This is a genomic window from Pseudomonas sp. PF05, from assembly GCF_056521845.1.
Genome location: NZ_JBWLPW010000005.1, coordinates 259,103 through 284,167, shown reverse-complemented (window position 1 = coordinate 284,167; position 25,065 = coordinate 259,103). Strand labels below are relative to the sequence as shown.

23 protein-coding genes are annotated in these 25,065 nt (G+C 60.3%); 12 read left to right on the top strand and 11 right to left on the bottom strand.

What is annotated here, in order from left to right:
- Positions 1–52 precede the first annotated feature (52 nt).
- Both oadA and AC09SL_RS11805 read right to left on the bottom strand, forming a co-directional pair.
- Positions 53–1,861, bottom strand: coding sequence for a sodium-extruding oxaloacetate decarboxylase subunit alpha (gene oadA, locus AC09SL_RS11810; RefSeq protein ID WP_058544329.1), 1,809 nt, complete (start codon positions 1,859–1,861; stop codon positions 53–55).
- Positions 1,862–1,873: 12 nt separating this feature from the next.
- Positions 1,874–3,289, bottom strand: a complete 1,416-nt coding sequence (locus AC09SL_RS11805; protein ID WP_003187105.1) for an acetyl-CoA carboxylase biotin carboxylase subunit — start codon at positions 3,287–3,289, stop codon at positions 1,874–1,876.
- 188 nt (positions 3,290–3,477) lie between these two features.
- On the opposite strand from AC09SL_RS11805, the gene AC09SL_RS11800 reads away from it, so the two are divergent.
- Positions 3,478–4,440, top strand: a complete 963-nt coding sequence (locus AC09SL_RS11800) for a LysR family transcriptional regulator (protein WP_058544328.1) — start codon at positions 3,478–3,480, stop codon at positions 4,438–4,440.
- Here the strand turns inward: AC09SL_RS11800 and AC09SL_RS11795 are convergent.
- From AC09SL_RS11795 to AC09SL_RS11785, 3 genes are all read right to left on the bottom strand, one after another.
- The gene (locus AC09SL_RS11795; protein ID WP_058544327.1) at positions 4,382–4,591 is read right to left on the bottom strand and encodes a PA3496 family putative envelope integrity protein; all 210 of its coding nucleotides are present in this window, start codon (positions 4,589–4,591) and stop codon (positions 4,382–4,384) included. The two genes, AC09SL_RS11800 and AC09SL_RS11795, sit on opposite strands and share 59 nt — an antisense overlap.
- Positions 4,592–4,911: 320 nt before the next feature.
- Complete coding sequence (hexR, locus tag AC09SL_RS11790) at positions 4,912–5,778, bottom strand: transcriptional regulator HexR (protein WP_003187110.1); 867 nt, start codon at positions 5,776–5,778, stop codon at positions 4,912–4,914.
- A 324-nt stretch (positions 5,779–6,102) separates the two neighbouring features.
- Positions 6,103–8,976 (bottom strand): putative bifunctional diguanylate cyclase/phosphodiesterase, encoded by a 2,874-nt coding sequence (locus AC09SL_RS11785; protein WP_058544326.1) that lies wholly within the window; start codon positions 8,974–8,976, stop codon positions 6,103–6,105.
- Between the two features lie 261 nt (positions 8,977–9,237).
- Here AC09SL_RS11785 and uvrD point away from each other — a divergent pair, with 261 nt between their 5' ends.
- From uvrD to AC09SL_RS11770, 3 genes are all read left to right on the top strand, one after another.
- A complete protein-coding gene (gene uvrD / locus AC09SL_RS11780; RefSeq protein ID WP_064106857.1) occupies positions 9,238–11,421 on the top strand; it encodes a DNA helicase II in 2,184 nt (727 codons plus the stop codon).
- A 306-nt stretch (positions 11,422–11,727) separates the two neighbouring features.
- A complete protein-coding gene (locus AC09SL_RS11775; protein WP_058546487.1) occupies positions 11,728–12,603 on the top strand; it encodes a Tim44 domain-containing protein in 876 nt (291 codons plus the stop codon).
- 140 nt (positions 12,604–12,743) lie between these two features.
- Positions 12,744–13,151 carry an SMI1/KNR4 family protein gene (locus AC09SL_RS11770; protein WP_003187120.1) on the top strand — a complete coding sequence of 136 codons (408 nt, stop codon included), beginning with the start codon at positions 12,744–12,746 and terminating at the stop codon, positions 13,149–13,151.
- A gap of 12 nt (positions 13,152–13,163) precedes the next feature.
- Here the strand turns inward: AC09SL_RS11770 and AC09SL_RS11765 are convergent, their stop codons facing one another.
- Positions 13,164–14,927, bottom strand: coding sequence for a cation:proton antiporter (locus AC09SL_RS11765; protein ID WP_058546486.1), 1,764 nt, complete (start codon positions 14,925–14,927; stop codon positions 13,164–13,166).
- Between the two features lie 278 nt (positions 14,928–15,205).
- Here AC09SL_RS11765 and AC09SL_RS11760 point away from each other — a divergent pair, with 278 nt between their 5' ends.
- Positions 15,206–15,691, top strand: coding sequence for an acyl-CoA thioesterase (locus AC09SL_RS11760; RefSeq protein ID WP_058546485.1), 486 nt, complete (start codon positions 15,206–15,208; stop codon positions 15,689–15,691).
- 125 nt (positions 15,692–15,816) lie between these two features.
- Here the strand turns inward: AC09SL_RS11760 and pdxY are convergent, their stop codons facing one another.
- The gene (gene pdxY / locus AC09SL_RS11755; RefSeq protein WP_058546484.1) at positions 15,817–16,689 is read right to left on the bottom strand and encodes a pyridoxal kinase PdxY; all 873 of its coding nucleotides are present in this window, start codon (positions 16,687–16,689) and stop codon (positions 15,817–15,819) included.
- 119 nt (positions 16,690–16,808) lie between these two features.
- Between pdxY and AC09SL_RS11750 the strand changes: the two genes are divergently transcribed.
- A complete protein-coding gene (locus AC09SL_RS11750) occupies positions 16,809–17,231 on the top strand; it encodes a DUF3301 domain-containing protein (RefSeq protein WP_058546483.1) in 423 nt (140 codons plus the stop codon).
- A gap of 12 nt (positions 17,232–17,243) precedes the next feature.
- Here AC09SL_RS11750 and AC09SL_RS11745 read toward each other — a convergent pair whose 3' ends face one another.
- Entirely contained in the window at positions 17,244–18,209 is a 966-nt protein-coding gene (locus AC09SL_RS11745) for a CobW family GTP-binding protein (RefSeq protein WP_058546482.1), read from the bottom strand.
- A 27-nt stretch (positions 18,210–18,236) separates the two neighbouring features.
- Here AC09SL_RS11745 and AC09SL_RS11740 point away from each other — a divergent pair, with 27 nt between their 5' ends.
- Positions 18,237–18,590: a hypothetical protein gene (locus AC09SL_RS11740; RefSeq protein ID WP_058546481.1), complete on the top strand. Its 354-nt coding sequence runs from the start codon at positions 18,237–18,239 to the stop codon at positions 18,588–18,590.
- On the opposite strand, the gene AC09SL_RS11735 is transcribed toward AC09SL_RS11740, so the two are convergent.
- Both AC09SL_RS11735 and zigA read right to left on the bottom strand, forming a co-directional pair.
- Positions 18,587–19,237 carry a DUF1826 domain-containing protein gene (locus AC09SL_RS11735; protein ID WP_058546489.1) on the bottom strand — a complete coding sequence of 217 codons (651 nt, stop codon included), beginning with the start codon at positions 19,235–19,237 and terminating at the stop codon, positions 18,587–18,589. The genes AC09SL_RS11740 and AC09SL_RS11735 overlap by 4 nt on opposite strands.
- Positions 19,237–20,445, bottom strand: a complete 1,209-nt coding sequence (gene zigA, locus AC09SL_RS11730; RefSeq protein WP_058546480.1) for a zinc metallochaperone GTPase ZigA — start codon at positions 20,443–20,445, stop codon at positions 19,237–19,239. Before zigA ends, AC09SL_RS11735 begins: the two co-directional genes overlap by 1 nt.
- Positions 20,446–20,588: 143 nt before the next feature.
- On the opposite strand from zigA, the gene AC09SL_RS11725 reads away from it, so the two are divergent.
- The 5 genes from AC09SL_RS11725 to AC09SL_RS11705 all read left to right on the top strand — a co-directional run bounded on the left by AC09SL_RS11725 (position 20,589) and on the right by AC09SL_RS11705 (position 24,412).
- On the top strand, positions 20,589–20,981 hold the full coding sequence (locus AC09SL_RS11725) for a glutamine synthetase (protein ID WP_081264424.1): 393 nt from the start codon (positions 20,589–20,591) through the stop codon (positions 20,979–20,981).
- A 116-nt stretch (positions 20,982–21,097) separates the two neighbouring features.
- The gene (gene folE2 / locus AC09SL_RS11720; RefSeq protein ID WP_058546479.1) at positions 21,098–21,994 is read left to right on the top strand and encodes a GTP cyclohydrolase FolE2; all 897 of its coding nucleotides are present in this window, start codon (positions 21,098–21,100) and stop codon (positions 21,992–21,994) included.
- Positions 21,991–22,659, top strand: coding sequence for a metal ABC transporter ATP-binding protein (locus AC09SL_RS11715; protein WP_058546478.1), 669 nt, complete (start codon positions 21,991–21,993; stop codon positions 22,657–22,659). The genes folE2 and AC09SL_RS11715 overlap by 4 nt, the downstream gene beginning before the upstream one ends.
- Complete coding sequence (locus AC09SL_RS11710) at positions 22,659–23,525, top strand: metal ABC transporter permease (protein ID WP_058546477.1); 867 nt, start codon at positions 22,659–22,661, stop codon at positions 23,523–23,525. The genes AC09SL_RS11715 and AC09SL_RS11710 overlap by 1 nt, the downstream gene beginning before the upstream one ends.
- An 11-nt stretch (positions 23,526–23,536) precedes the next feature.
- Positions 23,537–24,412 carry a metal ABC transporter substrate-binding protein gene (locus tag AC09SL_RS11705; RefSeq protein WP_058546476.1) on the top strand — a complete coding sequence of 292 codons (876 nt, stop codon included), beginning with the start codon at positions 23,537–23,539 and terminating at the stop codon, positions 24,410–24,412.
- A gap of 110 nt (positions 24,413–24,522) precedes the next feature.
- On the opposite strand, the gene AC09SL_RS11700 is transcribed toward AC09SL_RS11705, so the two are convergent.
- A complete protein-coding gene (locus tag AC09SL_RS11700) occupies positions 24,523–25,044 on the bottom strand; it encodes a DUF3617 domain-containing protein (protein WP_058546475.1) in 522 nt (173 codons plus the stop codon).
- Positions 25,045–25,065 lie beyond the last annotated feature (21 nt).

The window sequence follows — 25,065 nt, the reverse complement described above, 5'->3', positions numbered from 1 at the left end:
AAGGGGAGCACATGCCCCCCCGAGGTTAAAACGTTGTATCGAGGCTGTTTAGTCAGCCTTCGATCTCGATCAGGATCTCGCCCGGATTGACCCGGTCGCCCTTGGCTACATGAATCGCGGTGACCTTGCCGGCGATGGCCGCCTGCACTTCGGTTTCCATCTTCATGGCTTCGGTGATCAGCACTGCTTGACCGGCCTTGACCACGTCGCCTTCCTTGACCAGCACATCGACGATGTTGCCCGGCATGGTGGTGCTGACATGGCCCGGCGCAGTGGCTTGCTTGCGCTTGCTGCTGCCGCCGCCGACGAATTCATTGAGCGGTTCGAACACAACCTCTTCCGGCATGCCATCGATGGACAGGTAGAAGTGACGCTTGCCTTCGGCCTTGACGCCCACACCGGTGATGTCGACGCGATAGGTTTCGCCGTGAACGTCGATGACGAACTCGGTCGGTACACCTTCGCCGCCCACCGAGCCCACACTGCCGGCCTCAGGGATTGGCAGCAGCACTTCAGGGGTCAGGGTGCCGGCATCGCGTTCTTCGAGGAACTTGCGACCGATGTCCGGGAACATCGCGTAGGTCAGTACGTCCTCTTCGGATTTGGCCAGCGCACCGATTTCACCGCGCAGCTTGGTCATTTCCGGCTTGAGCAAATCGGCCGGACGCACGTCGATCACCTCTTCGCCGCCGATGGCCTGGCGACGCAGCGTCTCATTCACCAAACCCGGCGCCTTGCCGTAGCCACCCTGCAGATAGAGCTTCACTTCGTTGGTAATGGTCTTGTAGCGCTCACCGGCCAACACGTTGAAGAACGCCTGGGTGCCGACGATCTGCGAAGTCGGGGTCACCAACGGCGGGAAACCGAGGTCCTCGCGCACGCGCGGGATTTCCGCCAGCACTTCGCTCATGCGGTTCAGTGCGCCCTGCTCTTTCAACTGGTTGGCGAGGTTGGAGATCATCCCGCCCGGTACCTGGTTGACCTGGACGCGGGTATCCACGGCGGTGAACTCGCTTTCGAACTGGTGGTACTTCTTGCGCACGGCGTAGAAGTACAGGCCGATTTCCTGCAACAGCTCCAGGTCCAGCCCCGTGTCGAATTCGCTGCCTTTAAGGGCCGCGACCATCGACTCGGTGCCCGGATGGCTGGTGCCCCAGGCGAAGCTTGAGATCGCGGTGTCGATGTGATCGGCACCGTTTTCGATAGCCTTGAGCTGGCACATTGCGGCCAGGCCGGCGGTGTCGTGGGAGTGGATGAACACCGGCAACGATTGCTCGGATTTCAGCGCTTTGACCAGTTCGCCAGTGGCATAAGGGGTCAACAGACCGGCCATGTCCTTGATCGCCACCGAGTCGCACCCCATGGCCTCCATCTGCTTGGCCTGGGCCACGAATGCGTCGATGGTGTGCACCGGGCTGGTGGTGTAGGCAATGGTGCCCTGGGCATGTTTGCCGGCAGCCTTTACCGCTTCGATGGCAACGCGCAGGTTACGCACGTCATTCATCGCATCGAAAATACGGAACACATCGATGCCATTGACGGCGGCCTTGGCCACGAACGCCTTGACCACGTCATCGCTGTAATGGCGGTAGCCCAGCAGGTTCTGGCCGCGCAGCAGCATTTGCAGACGAGTGTTGGGCAGCGCCGCGCGCAGTTGACGCAGACGCTCCCACGGGTCTTCCTTCAGGAAGCGCACGCAGGCGTCGAATGTCGCGCCGCCCCAGACTTCCAGCGACCAATAGCCGACTTTGTCGAGCTTGTCGCAGATCGGCAGCATGTCTTCGGTGCGCATGCGGGTGGCGAGCAGCGATTGGTGGGCGTCGCGCAGGATTGTGTCGGTAACAAAGATCTTCTTGGACATGGTCATACTTCCTTACAGGCCTGCGTGGGCGGCAATGGCGGCGGCGATGGCCAGGGCCAGCTCTTCGGGTTTGCGCTTGATCGAGTAGTTGGTCAGTTCAGGGTGGCTTTCAACGAAGCTGGTATTGAACTGGCCGCTGCGGAATTCCGGATTGCGCAGAATCTCCTGGTAATACGCGGCGGTGGTCTTGACCCCCTGCAGGCGCATGTCATCCAGGGCCCGCAGGCCACGGTCCATCGCTTCTTCCCAAGTCAACGCCCAGACCACCAGCTTGAGGCACATCGAATCGTAGAACGGCGGAATGGTGTAGCCGGTGTAGATCGCCGTGTCGGTGCGCACACCCGGGCCGCCAGGGGCATAGTAGCGGGTGATCTTGCCGAAGCTGGGCAGGAAGTTGTTTTTCGGGTCCTCGGCGTTGATGCGGAACTGCAACGCAAAACCACGGTGCTGGATGTCTTCCTGCTTGACCGACAGCGGCAGCCCGGAGGCGATGCGGATCTGTTCACGAACAATGTCGATACCGGTGATTTCTTCGGTGATGGTGTGCTCCACCTGCACCCGAGTGTTCATCTCCATGAAGTACACCTCGCCTTCGGCGAGCAGGAACTCCACGGTGCCGGCATTCTCGTAGCCCACGGCCTTGGCGGCGCGCACCGACAGGTCGCCGATGTAGGCGCGCTGCTCGGGGGTCAGCTGCGGGCTCGGGGCAATTTCGATCAGCTTCTGGTTGCGGCGCTGGATCGAGCAGTCACGCTCGAACAGGTGCACCACGTTGCCGAAACTGTCGCCCAGGATCTGCGCTTCGATGTGCTTGGGATTGACGATGCACTTTTCCAGGAACACTTCCGCCGAACCGAACGCCTTGGTGGCTTCGGAAATGACCCGAGGGAAGGCCTGTTCGAGTTCTTCGCGGCTGTTGCAGCGACGAATACCCCGACCGCCACCACCAGACGTAGCCTTGAGCATGACCGGGTAGCCGATCCGATCACCTTCGGTCAGCGCTTCTTCGATGCCCGCTACGTTGCCTTCGGTGCCTGGCGTGACCGGCACACCGGCCTTGATCATGCTGCGGCGCGCCTCGGTCTTATCGCCCATGCGGCGAATGACTTCTGCCGAGGGGCCGATGAATTTGATTCCGCGTTCGGCGCAGATGTCTGCCAGTTCGGCGTTTTCCGAGAGGAAACCATAGCCGGGGTGCAAGGCATCACAACCGGTTTCCACCGCCAGGTTCACCAGTTTGCGCGGGTTCAGATAGCCGGCCAGCGGATCGGCGCCGATGCTGTGGGCCTCGTCCGCACGCTTGACATGCAACGCATGGCGGTCCGCGTCGGAGTAGACCGCGACCGAGCGAATGCCCATCTCGGCGCAAGCGCGCACAATGCGGACGGCAATCTCACCACGGTTGGCGATCAAGATCTTTGTTATCAATTGGAGGTTCCCTTGAGCCGGTGATACCACGGCCTGGGGGTTCAGGCCGACGCGTGACCAGATGTAACAATTGGTCGCAGCTCCACACTAGTCCTGGCTGGGGATTAACAAAAATGAATAATTATTGGGTGATGCATAAGTAAAGACTTATAGTTGCGCTTCCCGCCCCGCTCCAGAGTGCTTAGAAAATGCGTAAGTCATTGATGCGTATGACATTGCGTCAATTGCAGATTTTCAATGAAGTGTGCGACCTGAGGTCCTACAGCCGTGCAGCCGACGAAATGTCTCTCACACAACCGGCCGTTAGCCTACAGATTCGTTCCCTGGAAGAGCTGATTGGCCAGCCATTGTTCGAGTATGTCGGTAAAAAACTCTACATGACCGAAGCCGCCGAAGCCCTGCAACGTGCCAGCCGGGACATCTTCGGACGCTTGGAAAACCTCGATATGCAGCTCTCGGACATGCAGGGTTCGCTGCAAGGCCAATTGAAGCTGGCGGTGGAGTCCAGCGCCAAGTACTTCGTCCCGCACCTGTTCGCCGCGTTCAAGCGCCAGCACCCGGAGGTCAACCTCAACCTCACGGTGGTCAACCGCGGGCAGGTCATTCGACGGCTTTCGGACAACCGTGACGACCTGGTGATCATGTCCATGGTGCCCCAGGACATGGGCCTGGAATTCCTGCCCTTTCTCAACAATCCGATCGTCGCCGTGGCACCGCCCGATCATCCGCTGTGCCACATGGGCCCGCTGCGCTTGCAGGACCTGGAGCCCTATACGTTGCTGTTGCGCGAACCGGGCTCGGGCACGCGATTGGCCTGCGAGGAGTATTTCAAGGAGAAACGGGTGCATTTCACCCAGACACTGGAGGTGGCGTCGGCGGAGGCCCAACGCGAGTGCGTGGTGGCCGGGCTGGGCGTGGCGCTGTTGACGCGCCACGCCGTGAGCCGGGAACTGTCGTCCGGCGCACTCATCGAGTTGCCGGTGGAGGAATTGCCGCTGTACCGCAGCTGGTGCCTGGTGCAGGCCAGGGCCAAGCGCCTGTCACCGGTGGCTCACGCCTTCCTGGCATTCGTTCGCGGTGAGCGCGCTCAGATCATCGGCCTGGTTGAGCGTTTCGACGGGAAACCGCCGGCGCTGCCTGCCAGTAGTTGAATTCTGTCGCGTCAGGAAATTCGCTGATTTCGGCCAGGAGCTGGCGCTGTTCATAGCGGTCTTCGATGGCACGACGGAACGCCATGCGGCGCTGGTCTTCCTGCTGACGACGGGTTTTGACGGCGCTGCGTTCTTCGTAGGACTGGGTCATGTCGAGACTCCCAAGACGTATACGGGAGCTTTACGATGACGACGCGGGATGACGGTTTGGCGGCGCGCAGATTACAAGACGATGAATTTGGAAAGGTGCCACTTTGGCGAGGAAGCTCGCTCCCGCAGGACCATAGGAGCTATGTAGGAGCTGTGTAGGAGCTGTGTAGGAGCTGTCGAGTGCAACGAGGCTGCGATCTTTCCCCAATCACTTGAATCTCAAGCGAAAGATCAAAAGATCAAAAGATCAAAAGATCAAAAGATCGCAGGCTTCGCCAGCTCCTACAGAGCCCAGCGGGAGCCCGGCACGTCAAGACCGACTCAGTCGTCCAGCGCCTTCACCGACTTGGGCGACAGCCGCAGGCTGCGAAGGCTGCGCTTCACGCTCTTGAGGTGGTTGACCAGGCTTGGGCCTCGCGCCATGGCGACACCCATTGCCAGCACGTCGATTACCACCAGATGGGCGATACGCGAGGTCAACGGCGTGTAGATCTCGGTGTCTTCATGCACGTCGATGGCCAGGTTCACCGTGGACAGTTCCGCCAATGGCGTCTGGCTCGGGCACAGGGTGATCAGTGAGGCACCGCTCTCGCGCACCAGGTTCGCGGTGATCAGCAGGTCCTTGGAACGCCCCGACTGGGAAATGCAGATCGCGACATCGGTGGGCTTCAAGGTCACCGCTGACATGGCCTGCATATGCGGGTCGGAATAGGCCGCAGCCGTCAGCAGCAACCGGAAGAACTTGTGCTGGGCATCGGCCGCCACTGCGCCCGAGGCGCCAAAGCCATAAAACTCGACACGCTGGGCCTGGGACATGGCCGTGACGGCTTTTTGCAACGCCACCGGGTCGAGCTTCTCGCGAACCTCCATCAGGGTATGCAGGGTCGTGTCGAAAATTTTCAGGCTGTAGTCAGCAACGGAGTCGTCTTCATGGATCGCAAACTGGCCAAAGCTCGCGCCGGCGGCCAGGCTTTGCGCCAGCTTGAGTTTCAGGTCCTGGAAACCCGAGCAACCGATGGCCCGGCAGAAACGCACGATGGTCGGTTCGCTGATACCGACGCTGTGGGCAAGATCGGCCATGGAGCTATGCATCACGGCCGCAGGATCAAGTAGTACGTGATCGGCGACTTTCAGCTCCGACTTGCGTAGCAAGTGGCGTGACTGGGCGATGTGTTGCAACAGGTTCAAGGGGCTGGACTCTTGTTATGGGCAGATGCCGGGATGTAGCAAGCTTGTAGTTATACTACAAGAATTGGCTTTTTGCCCGTCCAAAACGTAACTGGATTGCCTCGCCGGCCCTCTGTTTTGGCCGAGGATCCCCCGATGTAGCAGCTTGTGCCGTAGCGCAAACCTTCAACGCTGCCGATCCGCTGATTTCCAAGCCCGTCCTGAGCTTCCAACTCGGGGGAAAATCGTCTATTGGTCATTAGCCAATCACCCAGTAACTTGCTCCCATGACTTCCCGTCAGACGAATTCGTTGCCTGACGGGAAGTTATCGTCGTGCTTCAGGCTCATTCAACCAGGTGTTGCGCCCGTAACAATGCAGCCAGTCCCTCGGCCCCCACCGGCCGGCTGATCAGATACCCTTGAACTTCATCGCAACCTTCGCGCCTGAGGAATTCGAGCTGCTCCTGCCGCTCAACGCCTTCGGCCACTACCTTGAGCGACAACCCATGGGCCATTGCAATGATTGCCCGAGTAATTGCCGCATCCACGCTGCCCTCACCCAACCCGCGAATGAACGCCTGGTCGATCTTCACGTAATCCACTGGAATACGCTTGAGGTAACTCAGGGATGAGTAGCCGGTGCCGAAATCGTCGATGGCCAACTTGACCCCCAGGTCGCGCAATTGCTGGAACGTGGCAATGATGTGTTCAACGCTGTCGAGCAACTGGCTCTCGGTCAGTTCCAGCTCCAGGTATTGCGGGGCCAGGCCGGTTTCCTCCAACACTTGCCGCACCAGGCTGACCAGCTTGCCCTGGCGCAATTGGTGCACCGACAGATTGACTGACACCCTGATCGGCGCGAGCCCCTGGCGCTGCCATTCGCATGCCTGCCAACAAGCCTGGCGCAATACGAATTCGCCAATCGGCCCGATCAACCCGGTCTCTTCGGCCAGGCCGATGAAATCCCCCGGCGGTACCCGCCCCATGGCCGGATGATCCCAACGCACCAACGCTTCGGCGGCGTTCAGGCGACCGGTCGCCAGGCACAGTTTTGGCTGATAAAAAACCTTCAGTTGCTGCTCTTCCAAGGCCTTGCGCAGCTGATTTTCCAGTTGCAGGCGCTCCAGCGTGCTGGCCTGGAGACTGTCGGTGTAGAACTGGAAATTGTTGCCCCCCAAATGCTTGGCATGCTGCATGGCCATGTTCGCCTGGCTGACCAGCGTGGCAACTTCCCGTGTGTTGTCGGGCAACAGGGTGATGCCGATGGAGGCACTGAGCACCAGTTCATGGCCTTCGATGGTCAGCGGCACACGCAGCTTGGCGGCCAGCCGGGTTGCCACCCGCGCCAGACTCGAAAGGTTGCCATAGGCATCGAACAACACCGCAAACTCATCGCCCGATAGCCGGGCGATGGTGTCCGCCTCGGGCAGCGCATTGATCAGGCGTCGTGCCATTTTCTGCAACAACTGGTCGGCGATGTCATGACCGAGGCTGTCGTTGAGCAACTTGAAGCGGTCCAGGTTGATATGCAGCAACGCCAGGCTGCGCCGTCCGCCCTGGCGCACACGCTGATGAGCTTCGTGCAGGCGCTCGCGAAACAGCGAGCGATTAGCCAGCCCGGTCAATTCATCGTAATGGGTCAGGTAGCGCATCCGCTCTTCGGATTCGCGTCGCGCCGAAAGATCGGCGAAGAAGCCCACGATATGGCTGACATTTCCCCGAGCATCGCGCACGACGTTCAATTGGAGCCACTGTGGATACAGCTCGCCGTTGGCCCTCGCCTCCACCAGCTCCCCCTGCCAGGTGCCGTGCTGCTTGAGCGATTGGCGAATGATGGGGTAGTGCCGGCGCGCATCGCGACTGCACGGCAGGTCCACCACGTTACACCCGAGCATGTCATCGATATTGAAACCGGTGACCCGCGTAAATGCCTGGTTGGCGGCGAGTAGCACGTAGTGAGGGTCGAAAATCACGATACCTTCGCTGGCGGCTTCGAACACCGTGGCCGCCAATTGCCGCTGCTGCTCGAGTTCCTTGCTGGCGCTGATGTCTCGCCGGGTGCCGACCATGCGCAGCACCCGTCCGCTCACGCTGCGTTCCACGGCCCGACCGCGGTCTTCGATCCAGACCCAGTGACCATCGCCGTGACGCACGCGGTATTCGATCTGGTAATCCTCGCTGCGGCCCTTGAGGTGTTCGACCAGGGCCCGCTTGAGCGCCGGCAGGTCTTGCGGGTGCAGGCGCGGAGTGAGGTGAGTGAGCATCGCCGTGATGTATTCGGGCTCAAGGCCAAAGAGCTCCTTGAGTTGAGTGTGGTGCACTTCGTCAGTCAGCAAGTTCCAATCCCACAACCCCAACTCACTGGCCTTGAGCGCCAGGGCCAGGCGCGCCTCACTCTTGCTCAAGGCCTGGCTGGCGGCCTCCAGTTCAAGGCTGCGCTGTGCTACCCGCGCCTCCAGGCCAACCTGGGCCGCCCGCAATTTTTCCTCGGCGCTGCGGCGTTGCTCGACCTCCCGGGCCAGCGCGTCGTTGAGCTGAGCGCTGCGGGATTGTGCTTGCTGCAGATGCTCGATCAGCGCCTGGTTCTGGAAGCGTCGCAGCAGGCTGCTTTGGATCAAGCGGTTGACCTGCCAGGCCACCACGCTCAGCGAGACCAGCACAATCAGCCCAAGCCAGCCCCACCCACGTTGCTGCTCATCGCCGCCCCAGAAGAGATAGCCGATGGCCGGTAACAGGCACGGCAGGGTAAAGGACAGGAACGCAGGAAGGCTTACCGCATAAGCCACGCTGGCCGACAGGGTGGCAGCGCCAATCAGGCCGAACACCCAGGCCTGCTGCTGGAAGCTATCGGCCGGGACCAGTGCGATGCCGGCCCCGGCCAGTGTCAGGCCAGTCAGCGCTGAACCCAGCAAAAACATACGCAACCAGACCGGGTGTGCCTGGCGGCTTGGCATCGCCGAATCGAAAGCCGCCACCTGGATCACCCGCAACGCCACCAGCGACAACAACCAGACGAGCCAGACGCTGACCAGGAAATAGCGCCGCGGCTCCCATAGCAGTACGGCGCAGACCAGACCGTTGAGCAACATGAACAGCGTAGGCAGCAGCGAGCCTTGATACAGCAGACGTGTGCGTTCGACCGCCATCTCCGTGGCGTACTGCTTGCAGATGACCCGCGGTTCCACACAGGGGCCCGAGGGATCGGATTTGAGGGGCATTGGCACTGTTCTTGTTCTTATTCAGTAGAGCGTGGAGAACCCGAAACAAGCACCGAGCATACACAAGCCATGGGCCATCCCACACTGCCCCAGCTCATAAAAATACTGAAAAAAGTCGCTATTTCATTGGGTGGCGACCCTCCCGAGCGAGTCCCGCCAACGCCTGTAGCCCATGACCAACCAGTCATCATCAAGCGGTCTTTTATCGGCTGATGCAAAGCTCGGTTTGCCCGGGCTGACGCCGCACCCTAGAATGCCCCGATGCGCGATGATCTCTCCCTTCTGCTGAACTCCCTCAACGATGCCCAACGTCAGGCCGTAGCAGCCTCCGTGGGTCGTCAGTTGGTCCTGGCCGGTGCCGGCTCCGGTAAAACCCGAGTGCTGGTGCACCGTATCGCCTGGTTGATCCAGGTCGAGAACGCCTCGCCCCATTCGATCCTGTCGGTGACGTTCACCAACAAGGCCGCAGCCGAGATGCGCCATCGCATCGAGCAACTGATGGGCATCAACCCTGCCGGCATGTGGGTCGGCACGTTCCACGGCCTGGCGCACCGCTTGCTGCGGGCGCATTGGCAGGAGGCCGGGCTGAGCCAGACCTTCCAGATCCTGGACAGCGACGACCAGCAGCGCCTGGTCAAGCGGGTGATCCGCGAGCTGGGCCTGGACGAGCAACGCTGGCCCGCCCGCCAGGCCCAGTGGTTCATCAACGGCCAGAAAGACGAAGGCCTGCGCCCGCAGCACATCCAGGCCAGCGGCGATCTGTTCCTGGCGACCATGCGCAGCATCTACGAAGCCTACGAGGCGGCGTGCCAGCGTGCCGGGGTCATCGACTTTTCCGAGTTGCTGCTACGGGCGCTGGACCTGTGGCGCGACCACCCTGGCCTGCTGGCCCACTACCAAAAGCGCTTCCGGCATGTACTGGTGGACGAATTCCAGGACACCAACGCCGTGCAATACGCCTGGTTGCGCCTGCTCGCCAAGGGCGGCGACAGCCTGATGGTGGTGGGTGACGATGACCAGTCGATCTACGGCTGGCGCGGCGCCAAGATCGAGAATATTCACCAGTACTCGGCGGACTTTCCCGACGCCGAAGTCATCCGCCTGGAACAGAACTACCGCTCCACCGCCGGTATCCTCAAGGCCGCCAACGCCCTGATCGCCAACAACACCGGGCGTCTGGGCAAGGAGTTGTGGACCGACGGCGGCGAAGGCGAGGCAATCAACCTCTATGCCGCCTTCAACGAGCACGACGAAGCCCGCTACGTGGTGGAAACCATCGAAAGCGCGCTGAAAACTGGCCTGGCCCGCAGTGACATCGCCATCCTGTACCGTTCCAACGCCCAGTCGCGGGTGCTGGAAGAGGCCTTGCTGCGCGAGCGAATCCCCTACCGCATCTACGGCGGCCAGCGCTTCTTCGAACGTGCTGAAATCAAGAACGCCATGGCCTACCTGCGCCTGATCGAAGGTCGCGGCAACGATGCGGCCCTGGAACGGGTGATCAACGTGCCAACGCGTGGCATTGGTGAGAAAACCGTCGAAGCGATTCGCGATCACGCGCGCCACAGCCACGTATCCATGTGGGAAGCCATGCACCAACTGGTCGCCAACAAAGGCATGACCGGTCGCGCCGCTGGCGCCCTGAAGGCCTTCATGGACCTGATCGAAGACCTGGCTGCCAAGTGCGGGGAAATGCCCCTGCACTTGATGACCCAGACCGTCATCGAGCAGTCCGGCCTGATCGCCTATCACGAAGCGGAAAAAGGCGAGAAAGGCCAGGCCCGGGTGGAAAACCTTGAGGAACTGGTCAGCGCCGCGCGCAACTTCGAGAGCAGCGAAGAAGACGCAGACCTGTCGCCGCTGTCGGCCTTCCTGGGTCACGCTTCCCTGGAGGCCGGTGACACCCAGGCCGACGAACACGAAGACAGCATCCAGCTGATGACCCTGCACAGCGCCAAGGGCTTGGAATTCCCCTACGTGTTCCTCGTGGGCATGGAAGAAGGCCTGTTCCCTCACAAAATGAGCCTGGAAGAACCGGGACGCTTGGAAGAAGAGCGGCGCCTGGCCTATGTCGGTATCACCCGCGCCATGCAGAATCTGGTACTGACCTACGCCGAAACCCGGCGTTTGTATGGCAGCGAGACCTACAACAAGGTGTCGCGCTTCGTACGTGAAGTCCCGAAGGGGCTGATCCAGGAAGTGCGGCTGTCCAACAGCGTCAGCCGTCCGTTCGGTGGCGGCCAGCAGCAAAGCACCAGCAGCCTGTTCGGCGGCAGCGACATCCCGGAAACCGGCTTCAGCCTCGGCCAGACCGTACGGCATTCGGTATTCGGCGACGGCGTGATCCTCAACTTCGAGGGCGCCGGCGCCCAGGCCCGGGTGCAGGTGAACTTCAGCGAAGGCAGCAAGTGGCTGATGCTGGGGTATGCCAAGCTCGAAGCGATCTAGGGATTTCGTAAGAAGCACCTTGCTGTGGGAGCAAGGCTTGCCCGCGAGGCGGTGGCGCATTTGACAGAGATGTGTCAGACAGATCGCTATCGCGGGCAAGCCTTGCTCCCACTGATGTCTCCCCCACATTAGTTTCCGACCGACCTTATTTCCTTTTCCTACAGCCCAAAGCGAACAAGCCTTCTTGCACAGCCGAAGCTGAACCTCAGCTGTCACGCAAAAGCCCGAAACACTCTGTCGCTAGCCAGCAACAGTTCAGCTGTGCAACATGGCGCGCGTGCTATCCACAAATGGGAATGCCTTTATATGAAACGTTTTCTTAGCATCGCCATGGCGCTGTGCATTGGCCTGACGATGGCCATCGACGCCAATGCCGCCAAGCGCTTTGGCGGTGGTAAAAGCTCGGGCGCTGCCCCGACTCACCAAACCAGCCAGATGGCACCGTCTTCTGCCGCTGGCTCTACCGCTGCCACCGCAGGCGCTGCCGGTGCCGCAGGTGCTGCCACCAAGGCCAGCGGTGCTTCGCGCTGGCTCGGCCCCCTGGCCGGCATCGCCGCCGGTGGCCTGCTCGCCTCCATGTTCATGGGCGACGGGTTCCAGGGCATGCAGATCTTCGACATCCTGATCATGGCGGTCATCGCCTTCCTGGTCTTCCGCTTCATTGCCGCCCGTCGTCGCAAGCAGCAGGAGCAATTCGCTCCGGCCGGCCACGCGCCGATGCAGCGTGAAGTGTTCAACCAGCAGCCGGCCAGTGGTTCGATCTTCGGTGGTTCGGCAGCGCCTGTGACCGCCCGTCCGGTCATCAATGCGCCGGCCTGGTTCAACGAGCAACGCTTCATCGAAGCTGCGCGCAGCCACTTCATGTCCCTTCAGCAACATTGGGACGCGAACGAAATGGACAAGATCTCTGAGTTCGTGACCCCGCAATTGCTGGAGTTCCTCAAGCGCGAGCGGGCCGAACTGGGCGATGGCTTCCAGTCCACCTACATCGACAATCTGACCGTACAACTGGATGGCGTCGACGATCGCGCCGACAAGACCATCGCCACCCTGACCTTCAGCGGTGTGTCGAAGGATTCTCGCTTCGACAAGGGCGAAGCGTTCAGCGAAAGCTGGAACATGGAACGTGCCCAGGGCGATGACCAGCCTTGGCTGGTGGCCGGTATCCGCCAGAACGGTTGAACCTTTGCCCGTTTTGCATGTTGAAATAAAAGAACCCCGGCTCAGGCCGGGGTTTTCTATTTCGCGGTTGCATCTATAGCGAGCTACTGTATAAACCGCTCCATATAAAACCGCGCCATCGAGAAAGAGGATCCCCGGACGTGGAAGAAATCATCGAACAATTGCGTGAAGCCAACGAGCCCGTACCGGTCCCGCTGGAGTTGCCCGACGAAGACTTGCTGGTAGAGATCGAAGAGCAGCTGTTCATCGATATCCCATTCGTCTTCAGGGAGTTTTTGCTGACCGTCAGCGATGTCGTCTATGGCAGCCTGGAACCGGTGACCGTCACCGATCCACAATCCCACACCTACCTGCCAGATGTGGCCGCCAATGCCTGGGATGCCGGCGTCGACCGCAGCCTGATCCCGATCTGCCAGGACGGCGACGATTATTATTGCGTCGAGGAAGACGGCACTGTGGTGCTCTGGCAGGCCGAAGAAGAACTGATCGCCGAAGAGACCTGGGAATCGGTCTGGCACTGGGCCCGGGATGTCTGGCTGGAAAGCTGAGCCCACCGCCGGTCAATGCCCGGACGAGTCCTTGTGGTTGTCCAGGGTTTCAAGCAAGGCCACCTGCATTCGCGTATGCAGGCGGATGAACCAGCGCCAGAGCAGTGCCGCCACGGCAGTCGCCACCACGGCGATCAGTACGAGCAACTTGTTGGTCGGCAGAATGCTGGCCGACAAGGCTGCCAATAGCAGGAAAATCACCAGCAGCGAGAGAATCGGGATCACTTCGGCGATCACCCGACGCACTCGCTGGGTGTGGCGGCCAGCCATTTCCGGTTTCACACCCATCTCTGCCAGCAGCATCGACAGCGCCTTGAGCTTGCGATAGGCGGCGATCAGGAAGGGTAGCGACAGCAGCAACGCACCGCCCCAAATCAAGGCCTTCTGCCAGCTCGGGTCGCTGATCCACGCTTGCAGGTAAGCCGACATTCGCTCGGCGAAATAACCGCCCGAAACAAAGATCGCGATCACCAACGCCAGGTTGACCCCAACCTGCAGCAAAATCCGCCGGATCATCGACGCCACCATCGCACCTTCACCATGGGGCTGGATACTGCGCAGCCATTCGCCATACATCCCAAGCACCCGCGTCAGCCGTTGCGGCATGAACGTCGCCAACTTGACGGACAACGGGTCAGCGGCCCGGATCAGGTACGGCGTCAGCAGTGTGGTCAATACCGAGACGGCAACCGCGACCGGATAGAGGAAATCGCTGGTGACCTGCAGGGTCATCCCCAACGACGCAATGATGAAAGAAAATTCGCCGATCTGCGAAAGCCCCATCCCAACTCGCAGCGAGGTGCGTCCGTCGTTGCCGGCGATAAAGGCCCCGACGCCGCAGGACAACATCTTGCCGAGCACCACTGCGCCGGTAATTACCGCAATCGGCCAGGCGTATTGCAGCAATATCGCCGGGTCGAGCATCAGCCCGATGGCGACAAAGAAGATCGCGCTGAACAGATCCCGCACCGGCTCCACCAGCCGCTCGATTTTCAGCAGTTGCCGGGACTCGGCCATGATCGCACCGATCAGGAACGCCCCAAGCACCATGCTGTATTCCAGCTTCACCACCAGCAGACAGAAGCCGAAACACAGGCCCAGCACGGTAATCAGTAGCATTTCGTTGCTGTCGAACTTCGCCACGTAGGCCAGCACCCTCGGCACCAGCAAAATACCGATGACCAAAGCGACGATCATGAACAGCGACAACTTGCCTACCGTGGAGAACACTTCGCCGGAGCTTACGGTGCCGCTGACGGCAATGCTCGACAGCAAGGCGATGATGCCAATGCCCAGGATGTCCTCGACGATCAACACCCCGAAAATCAGCTGCGCGAAGCGCTCGTTCTTCATCTTCAGGTCGTTGAGGGCCTTGACGATGATGGTAGTGGAGGAAATGGCCAAGATCGCGCCGAGGAACAGCGAGTCCATGGTGCTCCACTCGAACCAGCGGCCGATTTCATAACCGATCCAGATCATCAGCACGATTTCGAGGAACGCCGCGATGAAGGCCGTGGCCCCGACCTTGAACAGTTTGCGCAGGCTGAATTCCAGGCCCAGGCAAAACATCAGGAAAATCACCCCGAGCTCGGCCAGGGTCCTGATCGTGTCTTCGTCGTGGATAAAACCGAACGGCGGCGTATGCGGGCCAATGATGAAGCCGGCCACGATGTAGCCCAGTACCACCGGTTGCTTGAAACGATGAAAGAGTACGGTTACCAGCCCCGCAGCCATCATGATGATCGCCAAGTCTTGAATGAAACTGATGGCATGCATGTCGGGGCTCCCTGTTCTAATGACGCACTGCAGAGCTGGAGAAATCCGTTTCCTCTGTAGGAATTGCCCTCGCAACGGGCTTTTGAAGGGTAACACCGCGACTTCCGACGAAAATACGGTGCAATATATGGAAACAGATCCCTTGGCGCGTGACGGCAACCACAGGCGCAGCGTCCCGATATCGTTGGTTTTTAAAACCTGGTGACCTGTTAGCAGGCCACGCACCAGCATCCGCAGAGGTGCACTCCCGAATGACTGCCTTGAACCGTGAGTACGTTATGGAACCCGGAAACGCCCAGCTGTCGATGACGGTGTTGATGACCCCCGATATGGCCAACTTCTCTGGCAATGTCCATGGCGGCACCTTGCTCAAATACCTCGACGAAGTCGCCTACGCCTGCGCCAGCCGCTACGCCGGGCGCTACGTGGTGACCCTGTCGGTTGACCAGGTCATCTTTCGTGAGCCGATTCATGTCGGCGAGCTGGTGACCTTCCTGGCCTCGGTGAACTACACCGGCAACACGTCGATGGAAGTGGGTATCAAAGTCGTGACCGAAAATATTCGCGAACGCTCAGTGCGCCACACCAACAGTTGCTTCTTCACTATGGTTGCGGTGGATGATCAGCGTAAACCCGCCACCGTGCCGCCCTTGCAGCCGCACAACAGCGAAGAAAAACGCCGCTACGAACAAGCCCAGCAACGCCGGCAGATCCGCCAGGAATTGGAGAGGCGCTACCAGGAGATCAAGGCGGACGGGCCATAAACAGCCACTGAAACAAATGTGGGGGCGAGCCCGCTCGCGATGACGGCATCAAATCCAACATGGATATTGCCTGTCACACCGCTATCGCGAGCGGGCTAGCTCCCACATGGATTGGCGCTGTTTGATCAAATACTGATCGGCACAGCCTCGAACCGCACCCGTGGATGGGCGATCCGGTCCTGGGCGCGGACCAGTTCCAGTTCATAGCTGGTGCAGGCCTGGGTTTCCAGCAGCACTTCATGCACCGCTGCGGCGGTGAACTCGAGCGCCGCCACCAGACTGTCCCCCAGCAGTATCCGCGCCAGGAACAACCCCGAGGTCAAGTCACCCACGCCCACCGGCTGACGTGGGAAAGCCAGCAGTGGACGGCGCAGGTGCCAGCTACCGTCGGCAGTCACCAGTAGCATTTCGAAGCTGTCATCGGGTTTGCCGGGATAGACCAGGTGCTTGACCAGTACCGCCTTCGGTCCACGGGCCAGCAACGCCCGGGCCATGGCCAGGCAGTCCAGCAAAGACTGCGCCTTGCGTCCCGAAAAACTGTCCAGCTCCAGTTGGTTCGGGCACATGAGGTCCGCCACGGCAGCGGCTTCTTCCAGGAGAAATTCACTCACCTCGGGCGCCACGATGCAGCCTTTCTCTGGATGTCCCATGACCGGATCACACAGGTACAGCGCCTTTGGATTGGCGGCCTTGATCCGCGCCACGCCCGTCAGAATCGCCCGCCCCTGAGCCGCACTGCCCAGGTAACCGGACAACACCGCATCGCACTGACCCAGCTCACCGATGGCCGCAATGCCTTCCACCAATGCCGGTATCTGCTCCGGTGCAAGCACCTCCCCGGTCCATTGGCCGTATTGGGTGTGATTGGAAAATTGCACGGTATTGAGCGGCCAGACGTTCGCCCCGACCCGCTGCATCGCAAACACCGCGGCACTATTGCCGGCGTGACCGAACACCACGTGGGACTGAATGGCAAGCAGATGAGGCGTACGTTTCATGCGGGAAGTTTCCGTAAAACGATTGAAATTCAAGCCGCGCAGTATGCGACTAAACACAGCCTGTACGACAGACCGGCGAGACAGTTAAGCTGGCAGCAACTTGTTGGAGCGCTTCGTTCATGCTGACCCTTGGAAACATTTTCGTGCTGATGCTGCTGGCTACCGGCGGCGCCTGGCTGTGGCACAACCATGGCTTGCGCGAACGGGCGTTGGCGAGGGTCATGCAGCATTGCGCCAACCTCAAGATCGAGTTGCTGGACGGCAATGTGGCACTGAAAAAAATCGGTTTCGTGAAAGACGCCAACGGACGACGACGCCTGGCTCGCGTCTACACCTTCGAGTTCACCGTCACCGGCGAAAGCCGCCATTCGGGCACCATCACCCAGTTTGGCGCCCACAGCGCGCACATCGAGCTGGCGCCCTACCCGATGCCCTTCGAAGAAACACCGCCAACGCCGATTGAACCGGCCCACACCAGGCCCAGGGCTGAAGTCATCGAGTTGAGCCAGTGGCGCCAGGAACACAACAAATGGAAGCCTTGAGACAGGGCTGACTCAGCGACACCGACAACTCGCCAGCCCGGCTTGCAGGCCATCAACGTCCTGCGGCTGATCGAAAATCAGCTCGATTCGAGAATCCTGGCGCCACTCACTGGCTTGCCAGCCCAGCGTCGTCCCCTCCAGTGCGTTGGCTGAAACCCAACCGTCGACACTGTGGATAACCATTTTCGCCCGCTTCCAGTCTTGCTCTTGCAGCCATCGCGTCAGTGCCGCTGCATCGAATTGCTGGCTGGGGTGCCAGCGCCAACCAATACTCCAGCCACCGTCCTGCTGCTGATACAGGCAGATCGGCAGCGTGGGGTCGGACCAAATAGCCGGTAACTGGCCCAAGCTCTTCGGCAGATTCAAGATAGCCACAGCCCCACTGCCCCGAGCCGCAAGCCCTGGCAATCGCTCGATCGGCAGCGCAGCCTGCTGCGTCCAGTACAACGCACGCCCAGGCAGTTGCGCCGTCAGCCGTTCGCGATCGGCTTGGGTGAGGGTCTCGGACTTGTTCAGCACCAGCAGTCCGGCCTCCGCCAGGGTTTGTCGCTGCGCGTCGGGCAAAGGCTTGCCGTCTGCCATCGCCTGGGCATCCAGCACCAGCACGCAGGGTTGCACCGCCAGCACGCCGAGCCATGGTGCTTCATTCAGTTGTCGCATCAACTGCACCGGATGGCCCAGGCCCGAGGGTTCGATGAACAGCCGATCCGGCCGGGCCTTGCGCAGCAAACGCCCAAGACCGATCTGAAACGGCGTGCCGTTGACGCAGCACAAGCAACCGCCGGCCACTTCGCCCAGTGCGATACCATCGCCGGCCTGGGTCAGCAACGCGGCATCCAGGCCGATCTGACCGAATTCATTGATCAGCACCGCCCAGCGCTCATCGGCCGGGCGCTGCGCCAGCAGATGCCTGATCAGGCTGGTCTTGCCGGCGCCCAAAGGACCGGCGATGACATGGGTGGGAATGTGCTGCAACATAATCGGCGGCTTTCGATGGAGGTGAATATGCGAATGATCGGCTGGTTGTTACTGGCACTGACGTCGAACCAGGCATTGGCCCAGGCTTGCGTGGTCCGCAGCCAGGCGGAACGGCTGGATGTGAAAGTCTGCCAGCAGAACCGCAACATCCCGCAGAAGCTGTTTGCCGACGGTTTCTGCCAGCCAAACCTTGCCGGCCAGAAGGTCGAGGTGCAATACGTCGATCAGTGCCCTGGCGGCGCGTTCGGCGTTTGCAGCAACGCCCAGGTCGCCAATATGCCTTACCGCCAGGATATTCACTATTACGGCGTGGCGACCGATGCCGCTTACCTGCAGCCATTTTGCGAAGGGCAGAGCCAGGGCACCTGGCTCAAGCCTTAAGCCAGCCAATCCAGCGTGAGAATCAATCGACGCTCTCCCGGCGCGGGATCCGGAGAGCGATGGATCAGGCCAAGCCCTTCGTTACCGTGCCACTTTTCGCCTTTAAGCAAACCCACATCACCGCAACGAAACTGCTGGATCACGCTCGGATCACTGGGCTCAGCCTCAGGCTCGGCAAGGCGTCGCCGGTCCATGGCGCCTTCCTTGAGCCACTGGCTGCCGACACCCGCATAGGTGGTCAGCAGCCGCACCGGCACATGGTCAACGTGAAAGCGCGGGCACATGGCCTTGTCCAGTGTGCGCAGGCGCAGGCCGACACGTTGCGCACCCAACAGGCAGGCAAATGCACTGACCAGCCAGGCAACATCGGCGATAAAACCTTCATAGCCTTGCAAGTCTCTGAAACCCGCGGCCAGGCCCAGCAGCGCTGGCGGGGTGTCTTCCTGCGGCAACTCGAGCACCCGTGATTCGGCCAGCGGCTGGTCCATCGCCAGCACCATGGCCGCAAAATCGCTGATATGTGCAGGAAGCTGACGCTGCCAGACCGCCAGGTTGGTGCCGTCGTCCAGGATCTGCGTGAATATCCCTGGCGTATCCTCTTGGACCTGCCGTACCCGCACCGCCCTTTTCAGACTAGGCGCCAGCATCATGCCGCGACCTCTTCATGCCACGGGCCGAACGGATCCGGCAACAGGCGCCAACTTTCAACACCGAGGGCCATTTCCGCGTCAGTGAGCAGGCAAGCGTCCAGTTCAGCGGCGAGTTGGCCAAAATCGATATCCTGGCCAATGAAGACCAGCTCCTGGCGGCAATCGCCTGTGGCAGCAAGCCAGTTCTTCATGATCGCGGCTGTACTTTCTTCATCCTGCGGCCATTGGTTTTTCGGCACGAACCGCCACCAGCGCCCGGCGAAGCCATGCCGCATCAAGCCACCGGCCTGGGACCAACTGCCCGCCTCCTCAGGTTTGCTGGCCAGCCAGAAGAACCCCTTGGAGCGCAGCAGTTGGCCATTGGGCCACGGACGGTCGATAAAATTGAAGAACCGCTCGGGATGAAACGGCCGGCGAGCCCGATAGGCGGTCGAGGCGATGCCATATTCCTCGGTTTCCGGCACGTGCTCGCCACGCAGCTCCTGTAGCCAGCCAGGGGCCTGGGCGGCGCGTTCGAAGTCGAAAAGGCCTGTGTCGAGAATCCTGCCCAACGGCACCTGCCCCATGACCATGGGGAGGATCTGCGCCTGGGCGTTGAGGCGCCGCAGAATTGCGCTCAATTCTTCTCGCTCATGCTGGCTGATCAGATCGATCTTGCTGATCAGAATCACGTCGGCAAACTCGATCTGTTCGATCAGCAGGTCGGTGATCGAGCGTTCATCCTCCTCACCCAGGGTTTCACCCCGTGACGCAAGGCTTTCGGCGGCTTGGTAATCGAGCAGGAAATTCACACCATCGACCACCGTCACCATGGTGTCGAGCCGCGCCACATCGGCCAGGCTTCGACCTTCTTCGTCACGAAACGTGAAGGTTTCTGCCACGGGCAACGGTTCTGAAATGCCCGTGGATTCGATCAACAGATAATCGAAACGCCCTTCCCTGGCGAGTTGCCCGACTTCTTCGAGCAAGTCTTCGCGCAACGTGCAGCAGATGCAGCCGTTGCTCATTTCCACCAGTTTTTCTTCGGAACGACTCAGGGTGACATCTCGCTGGACTTCGCTGCCATCGATGTTGATCTCGCTCATATCGTTGACGATCACCGCAACTCGCAAATTGTCGCGATTACGCAGGACGTGGTTGAGCAGTGTGCTTTTGCCGGCACCGAGGAATCCAGAAAGGACGGTTACGGGAAGACGATTGGGCATCAGGTATATCCTCATCGGGCGGCCGCTTCGACTACGGCTCGTTTCCAGGTTTGGCTGGGGTCAGGGTCACGGCATTTCATGTTATAGTATAACAACGCAATTCAACCAGCCCCCACCGTCCCCCATTGGTCTGAGATCACTCCATGCGCAATCATTTGAAATTCGTATTGGCGAGCGCGTTGTTGCTGTGGGTATTAAGCGCTTCAGCCCAAAGCTCGCTCTTGGCTAATTGCACCCGAAGTGCAAATTTGCTGGCGTGCGTGGATCTCCAAGGCAATGCCTACAGCGTTGCGACCGCGGGAAACACTATTTATTTACGGGGTTTTGAAGCGGCCAGTCGTCGTTATTGGGCGCAAACGAACAGTCGTTACGGTCAGCTCACATTCTTTACTGGCTTGGCATCGGATGGAGAAAGCTGGGTCGGATATAGCCGGCGTGTGGGCTGGACGACTCTCAATCGTTTCTCGAGTTCTGGCGGTAGCGCGGGCGCATTTGTATGCGGACGCATGAACGGGTGTCAGGACTCATCGCGCTGATGTTTCACGTGGAACGTGAACGTTTAGGGAGATGAAACTCCTTTCATGGAAAAGGTTTCTTTAAATTCATTGTTATACTATAACATCTAATTTTGAACCTTCGATGGACCTTGACCATGAACGCGTTAACACTGCCCGACGTCGCTGCGCAGGCTTCACGTCAAACCCTGCCCCTTGATTGGGTGGGCATGTGTGGCATCGCAACGCCGGTGCTGATTGACGGCCAGCGTCTCAGTGCAATGGCCGACGCGGGTGTCAGCCTTGATGACGCTGAGGCGCGCGGCATTCACATGTCACGTTTATACCTGGCGCTAGAGCTGCTTGAAGAGACGACGCTGTCGCCAGCGTTGTTGCGCCGAATCCTGCAGCAGTTTCTCGATAGTCATGAAGGCTTGTCCCACGCGGCATCGCTCAGTGTGCATACCGATCTGCTGCTCAAGCGTCCGGCACTTATCAGCCCATTGATGGGTTGGAAACGCTATCCAGTGAGCATCGAAGCCCACTTGAAAAACGCAGTGTTCCACGTGGAACTGAACATTCAGATCCCCTATTCCTCCACCTGCCCTTGTTCGGCCGCACTTGCTCGGCAATTGATCCAACAGCAATTCGTCGACGACTTCGCTAACAAGAAACTTGAGCATGCCGAAATCCTGGCCTGGCTAGGTTCATCGAACGGCATTGTCGCCACCCCTCATAGCCAACGCAGTACGGCGACCCTGAGCCTACGCCTGAACGCCGATGCCGACGATTTGCCGCTGCAGTCGTTCATCAACGAAGCCGAAGCAGCCCTCGGCACCGCTGTGCAGACCGCCGTCAAACGTGCCGATGAACAGGCCTTCGCCCTCGCCAACGGCCAAAACCTGATGTTCTGCGAAGACGCCGCGCGGCGATTAAGCACAGCCCTGAGTCGGTCACCCGATATCGTTGCGCTGAATGTGCGCGTCGTTCATGCCGAAAGCCTGCACGCCCATGACGCCGTGGCGCAAAGCTGCTGGACCCGGGACGCGTCATGATCAACTGCCAAGCGCTGTGCTGGGGCGCCCCCGGACAACCCCTCACGCCGCCGCTCGCCATACAGCGACCTGCCGGCAGCCTCACCGCCATCATCGGTGCCAACGGCTCGGGCAAAAGCAGCCTGTTGAAAGTGCTCGCGGGGCTGCAAAAACCGCTCTCCGGCAAAGTCACCCTGGAGGTTCCACGCCGCGGAGGGGTTTCGTTCATGCCGCAGCAACAGCATCTGGATCGGCAATTCCCCATCAGTTTGCAAGAGTTGGTGGCCGCCGGTTCCTGGGGTAATCGACACACGCCAGCCATGCGAAGGCAATTGCTCCAGACCGTACTGGCCGACTGGGCGTTGACCGGCCTGGAGCATCGTCCATTAATGGCGTTGTCTGGAGGCGAACTGCAACGCGCCCTGCTTGCTCGCCTGAGCTTGGCCGAAGCGCCACTGCTGTTGCTCGACGAACCCCACGCCGCCCTCGACGAACAAGGCCAGGCGCTGCTGTGGAAACACATTCATCAATGGCATGCCGCGGGCAGAACCGTGGTGGTGGTGTGCCATGATCTGGCAGCGGTCCGCCAACATATTCCCCATACGCTGCTGATCAGCAGCACTGGCTGCGTACTAGGCCGCAGTGTCGACTTGATCGCCCAACAACCTCTGACGTGGGTGGCCTGATGCTTGCGGTCACTCATCTCTGGCAACCGTTTCAAGAGTTTGTCTTCATGCGCAGGGCCTTGCTTGGCGGCCTGGTGCTGGCGTGCAGCACGGCGCCGTTGGGTGTGTTCCTGATTCTTCGGCGCATGAGTTTGATCGGCGACGCCGTGGCGCACGGTATTCTGCCTGGCGCCGCCCTCGGCTTCTGGTTTGCCGGGCTGAGCCTGCCCGCCCTGACTGTTGGCGGCCTGGGCGCGGGCCTGAGCATGGCCGGGCTCGCCGCCTGGATTACCCGGCGTACCGGTCTAAGAGAGGACGCCAGCCTCGCGGCGATTTATCCGATTTCCCTGGCGGCCGGCGTGTTGATTCTCGGCATGGCCGGTAAACGCCTGGACTTGCTTCATCTGCTGTTCGGCTCGGCCCTGGCGGTAGACGGTCCGACACTCACCGGCATGCTCTGGGTTTCCGGTGCCAGCCTGGTGGCGATGGCATTGATTTACCGACCGTTGCTGCTCGATACCCTGGACCCACTGTTCCTGCAAACCGTCAGTCGTCTCGGCCCGTTGGCCCATGGCGTGTTCCTGACCCTGGTGGTGTTGAACCTGGTGATCGGCTTCCAAGCCATCGGTGCGTTGATGGTGGTTGGCCTGATGATGTTGCCGGCCGCCGCGTCGCGATTCTGGAGCCGTCGCTTGCCGCTGCTGATGCTGATCGCGGGGCTGCTTGGTTGCCTCTCGGTGTGGCTTGGCCTGTTGTTGTCCTTCTATTACTCACTGCCCAGCGGGCCGTCCATCGTGCTGGTGGCGGGCGCGTTGTACCTGCTTTCGGTGGTATTCGGTCCGGTGCACGGTTTGCTGCGCCGCCCGCCTTTGCTCACATCCCAATGAGGTGTTTCCCAATGCGCGTTCTGCTCGTGCTGTTCACTCTGATGCTGTCCATGTCTCTGTCCGCCGCCGAAAAGCTTCAGGTGGTGACCAGCTTCAGCATCCTCGCCGACATGACCCGACAGGTCGGCGGTGCGCATATCCACATCACCAACATGGTCGGGCCGGACGCCGATGCACACACCTACGAACCCACTCCAGACGACGCCAAGGCATTGCTCAAGGCAAAATTGATCATCAAGAATGGACTGGGCTTCGAGCCCTGGTTGGATCGCCTGGTAACCAGCACTGAAACCACGGCTCCGGTGATCAGCGCCAGCCATGGCGTCATTCCGCGCTCACTGGATGAGGATGGCGAGACCATCCCCGACCCGCACGCATGGCACAACCTGGCGAACGCCGAGCTTTATGTCAGCAATATCACCAAAGCATTGGAAGCTGCCGACCCGGCCAACAAGGCCGACTACGAACGCAACAGCCAGGCGTATCTGAAGAAAATCTATGCCTTGCTCGCCGAAGCCAAGGCCAAGCTCGGTGCGTTGCCACCAGGCAATCGCAAGATCGTGACCTCCCACGACGCATTCGGTTACCTGGGCCAGGCCTATGGCATCGAGTTCATGGCGCCTCAGGGTTTATCCACAGAGCGTGAACCATCGGCGGCAGAAGTCGCGGCGCTGATTACCCAGATCCGCCAGGCTAAGGTCAAAGCGGTGTTCATGGAAAACATCAAGGACGCACGCCTGCTCAAGCAAATCGCCGACGAGAGCGGTGCGCACATCGGCGGCACGCTGTACTCCGATGCACTCGCGGCTAGCGGACCGGCCAGTACCTTTACGGGTCTGTTCGAATACAACCTCAATACGTTGTATGAGGCGCTAAGTCGGCCTTGATAGAACATTTGTGGGAGCAAGGCTTGCCCGCGGGCGATGCACCGAGTTGTCTGCATCGCGATGCAAGCCTTGCTCCCACAGATTCTGCAAACGATTACTTCATACCCGCTTCAAGCCCTCGGCTTGACCGTTCCGCAATCCTGCCCCAACCACACCGCGCGAGTGTCGAGGCTGCCGTTCTGCTGGATGCCGGTGGCATTGAAAGTGCCGTTGACCTTGGTGGTGAATTCACGATCGCTCTGGAACGTCGCGACGCCATTACCCTGGGCTTTCGGGCAACTGAAGCGAAACTTCCACTGATTGCCGGTACGCTCGGTGATCTGTTGCTTGCAACCCGATTGCGGGTCTTGCAGCGGAATGTCGTTGGTTTGCACCTGCGCCGGGGTCAGGCAGACACGAATACCTTTACCGCCCATGGTGATGCCCTGCTTCTCCAGCATCGCTCGCTGCTCCGGCGTCATCTGGTTCTGCACCTGGCCCAGGATTAGCTGCAGGTCCGGCAGGTTCTGGTTATCGACCTTCATGTTACTGGTGGTCAGCTCCCATAAACCCGGCTGGAGCATCTGCGCCTGAGCCGCCATCGGAACCGACAACCCCATTGCCAAGACCACACCCAGCAGACGAACATTCATTGCATAAACTCCAAAGGACAG

Bases quoted from the DNA above. Each gene is read 5' to 3' on its own strand.
- oadA (WP_058544329.1), bottom strand. From the start codon at position 1,861: ATGTCCAAGAAGATCTTTGTTACCGACACAATCCTGCGCGACGCCCAC.
- AC09SL_RS11705 (WP_058546476.1), top strand. From the start codon at position 23,537: ATGCGCGTTCTGCTCGTGCTGTTCACTCTGATGCTGTCCATGTCTCTG.
- AC09SL_RS11795 (WP_058544327.1), bottom strand. From the start codon at position 4,591: ATGACCCAGTCCTACGAAGAACGCAGCGCCGTCAAAACCCGTCGTCAG.
- pdxY (WP_058546484.1), bottom strand. From the start codon at position 16,689: ATGAAACGTACGCCTCATCTGCTTGCCATTCAGTCCCACGTGGTGTTC.
- AC09SL_RS11785 (WP_058544326.1), bottom strand. From the start codon at position 8,976: ATGCCCCTCAAATCCGATCCCTCGGGCCCCTGTGTGGAACCGCGGGTC.
- AC09SL_RS11715 (WP_058546478.1), top strand. From the start codon at position 21,991: ATGATCAACTGCCAAGCGCTGTGCTGGGGCGCCCCCGGACAACCCCTC.
- AC09SL_RS11760 (WP_058546485.1), top strand. From the start codon at position 15,206: ATGGAACCCGGAAACGCCCAGCTGTCGATGACGGTGTTGATGACCCCC.
- AC09SL_RS11745 (WP_058546482.1), bottom strand. From the start codon at position 18,209: ATGTTGCAGCACATTCCCACCCATGTCATCGCCGGTCCTTTGGGCGCC.
- AC09SL_RS11775 (WP_058546487.1), top strand. From the start codon at position 11,728: ATGAAACGTTTTCTTAGCATCGCCATGGCGCTGTGCATTGGCCTGACG.
- AC09SL_RS11765 (WP_058546486.1), bottom strand. From the start codon at position 14,927: ATGCATGCCATCAGTTTCATTCAAGACTTGGCGATCATCATGATGGCT.
- AC09SL_RS11725 (WP_081264424.1), top strand. From the start codon at position 20,589: ATGCGCAATCATTTGAAATTCGTATTGGCGAGCGCGTTGTTGCTGTGG.
- AC09SL_RS11700 (WP_058546475.1), bottom strand. From the start codon at position 25,044: ATGAATGTTCGTCTGCTGGGTGTGGTCTTGGCAATGGGGTTGTCGGTT.
- AC09SL_RS11710 (WP_058546477.1), top strand. From the start codon at position 22,659: ATGCTTGCGGTCACTCATCTCTGGCAACCGTTTCAAGAGTTTGTCTTC.
- AC09SL_RS11800 (WP_058544328.1), top strand. From the start codon at position 3,478: ATGCGTAAGTCATTGATGCGTATGACATTGCGTCAATTGCAGATTTTC.
- folE2 (WP_058546479.1), top strand. From the start codon at position 21,098: ATGAACGCGTTAACACTGCCCGACGTCGCTGCGCAGGCTTCACGTCAA.
- AC09SL_RS11735 (WP_058546489.1), bottom strand. From the start codon at position 19,237: ATGCTGGCGCCTAGTCTGAAAAGGGCGGTGCGGGTACGGCAGGTCCAA.
- AC09SL_RS11750 (WP_058546483.1), top strand. From the start codon at position 16,809: ATGCTGACCCTTGGAAACATTTTCGTGCTGATGCTGCTGGCTACCGGC.
- zigA (WP_058546480.1), bottom strand. From the start codon at position 20,445: ATGCCCAATCGTCTTCCCGTAACCGTCCTTTCTGGATTCCTCGGTGCC.
- AC09SL_RS11740 (WP_058546481.1), top strand. From the start codon at position 18,237: ATGCGAATGATCGGCTGGTTGTTACTGGCACTGACGTCGAACCAGGCA.
- uvrD (WP_064106857.1), top strand. From the start codon at position 9,238: ATGCGCGATGATCTCTCCCTTCTGCTGAACTCCCTCAACGATGCCCAA.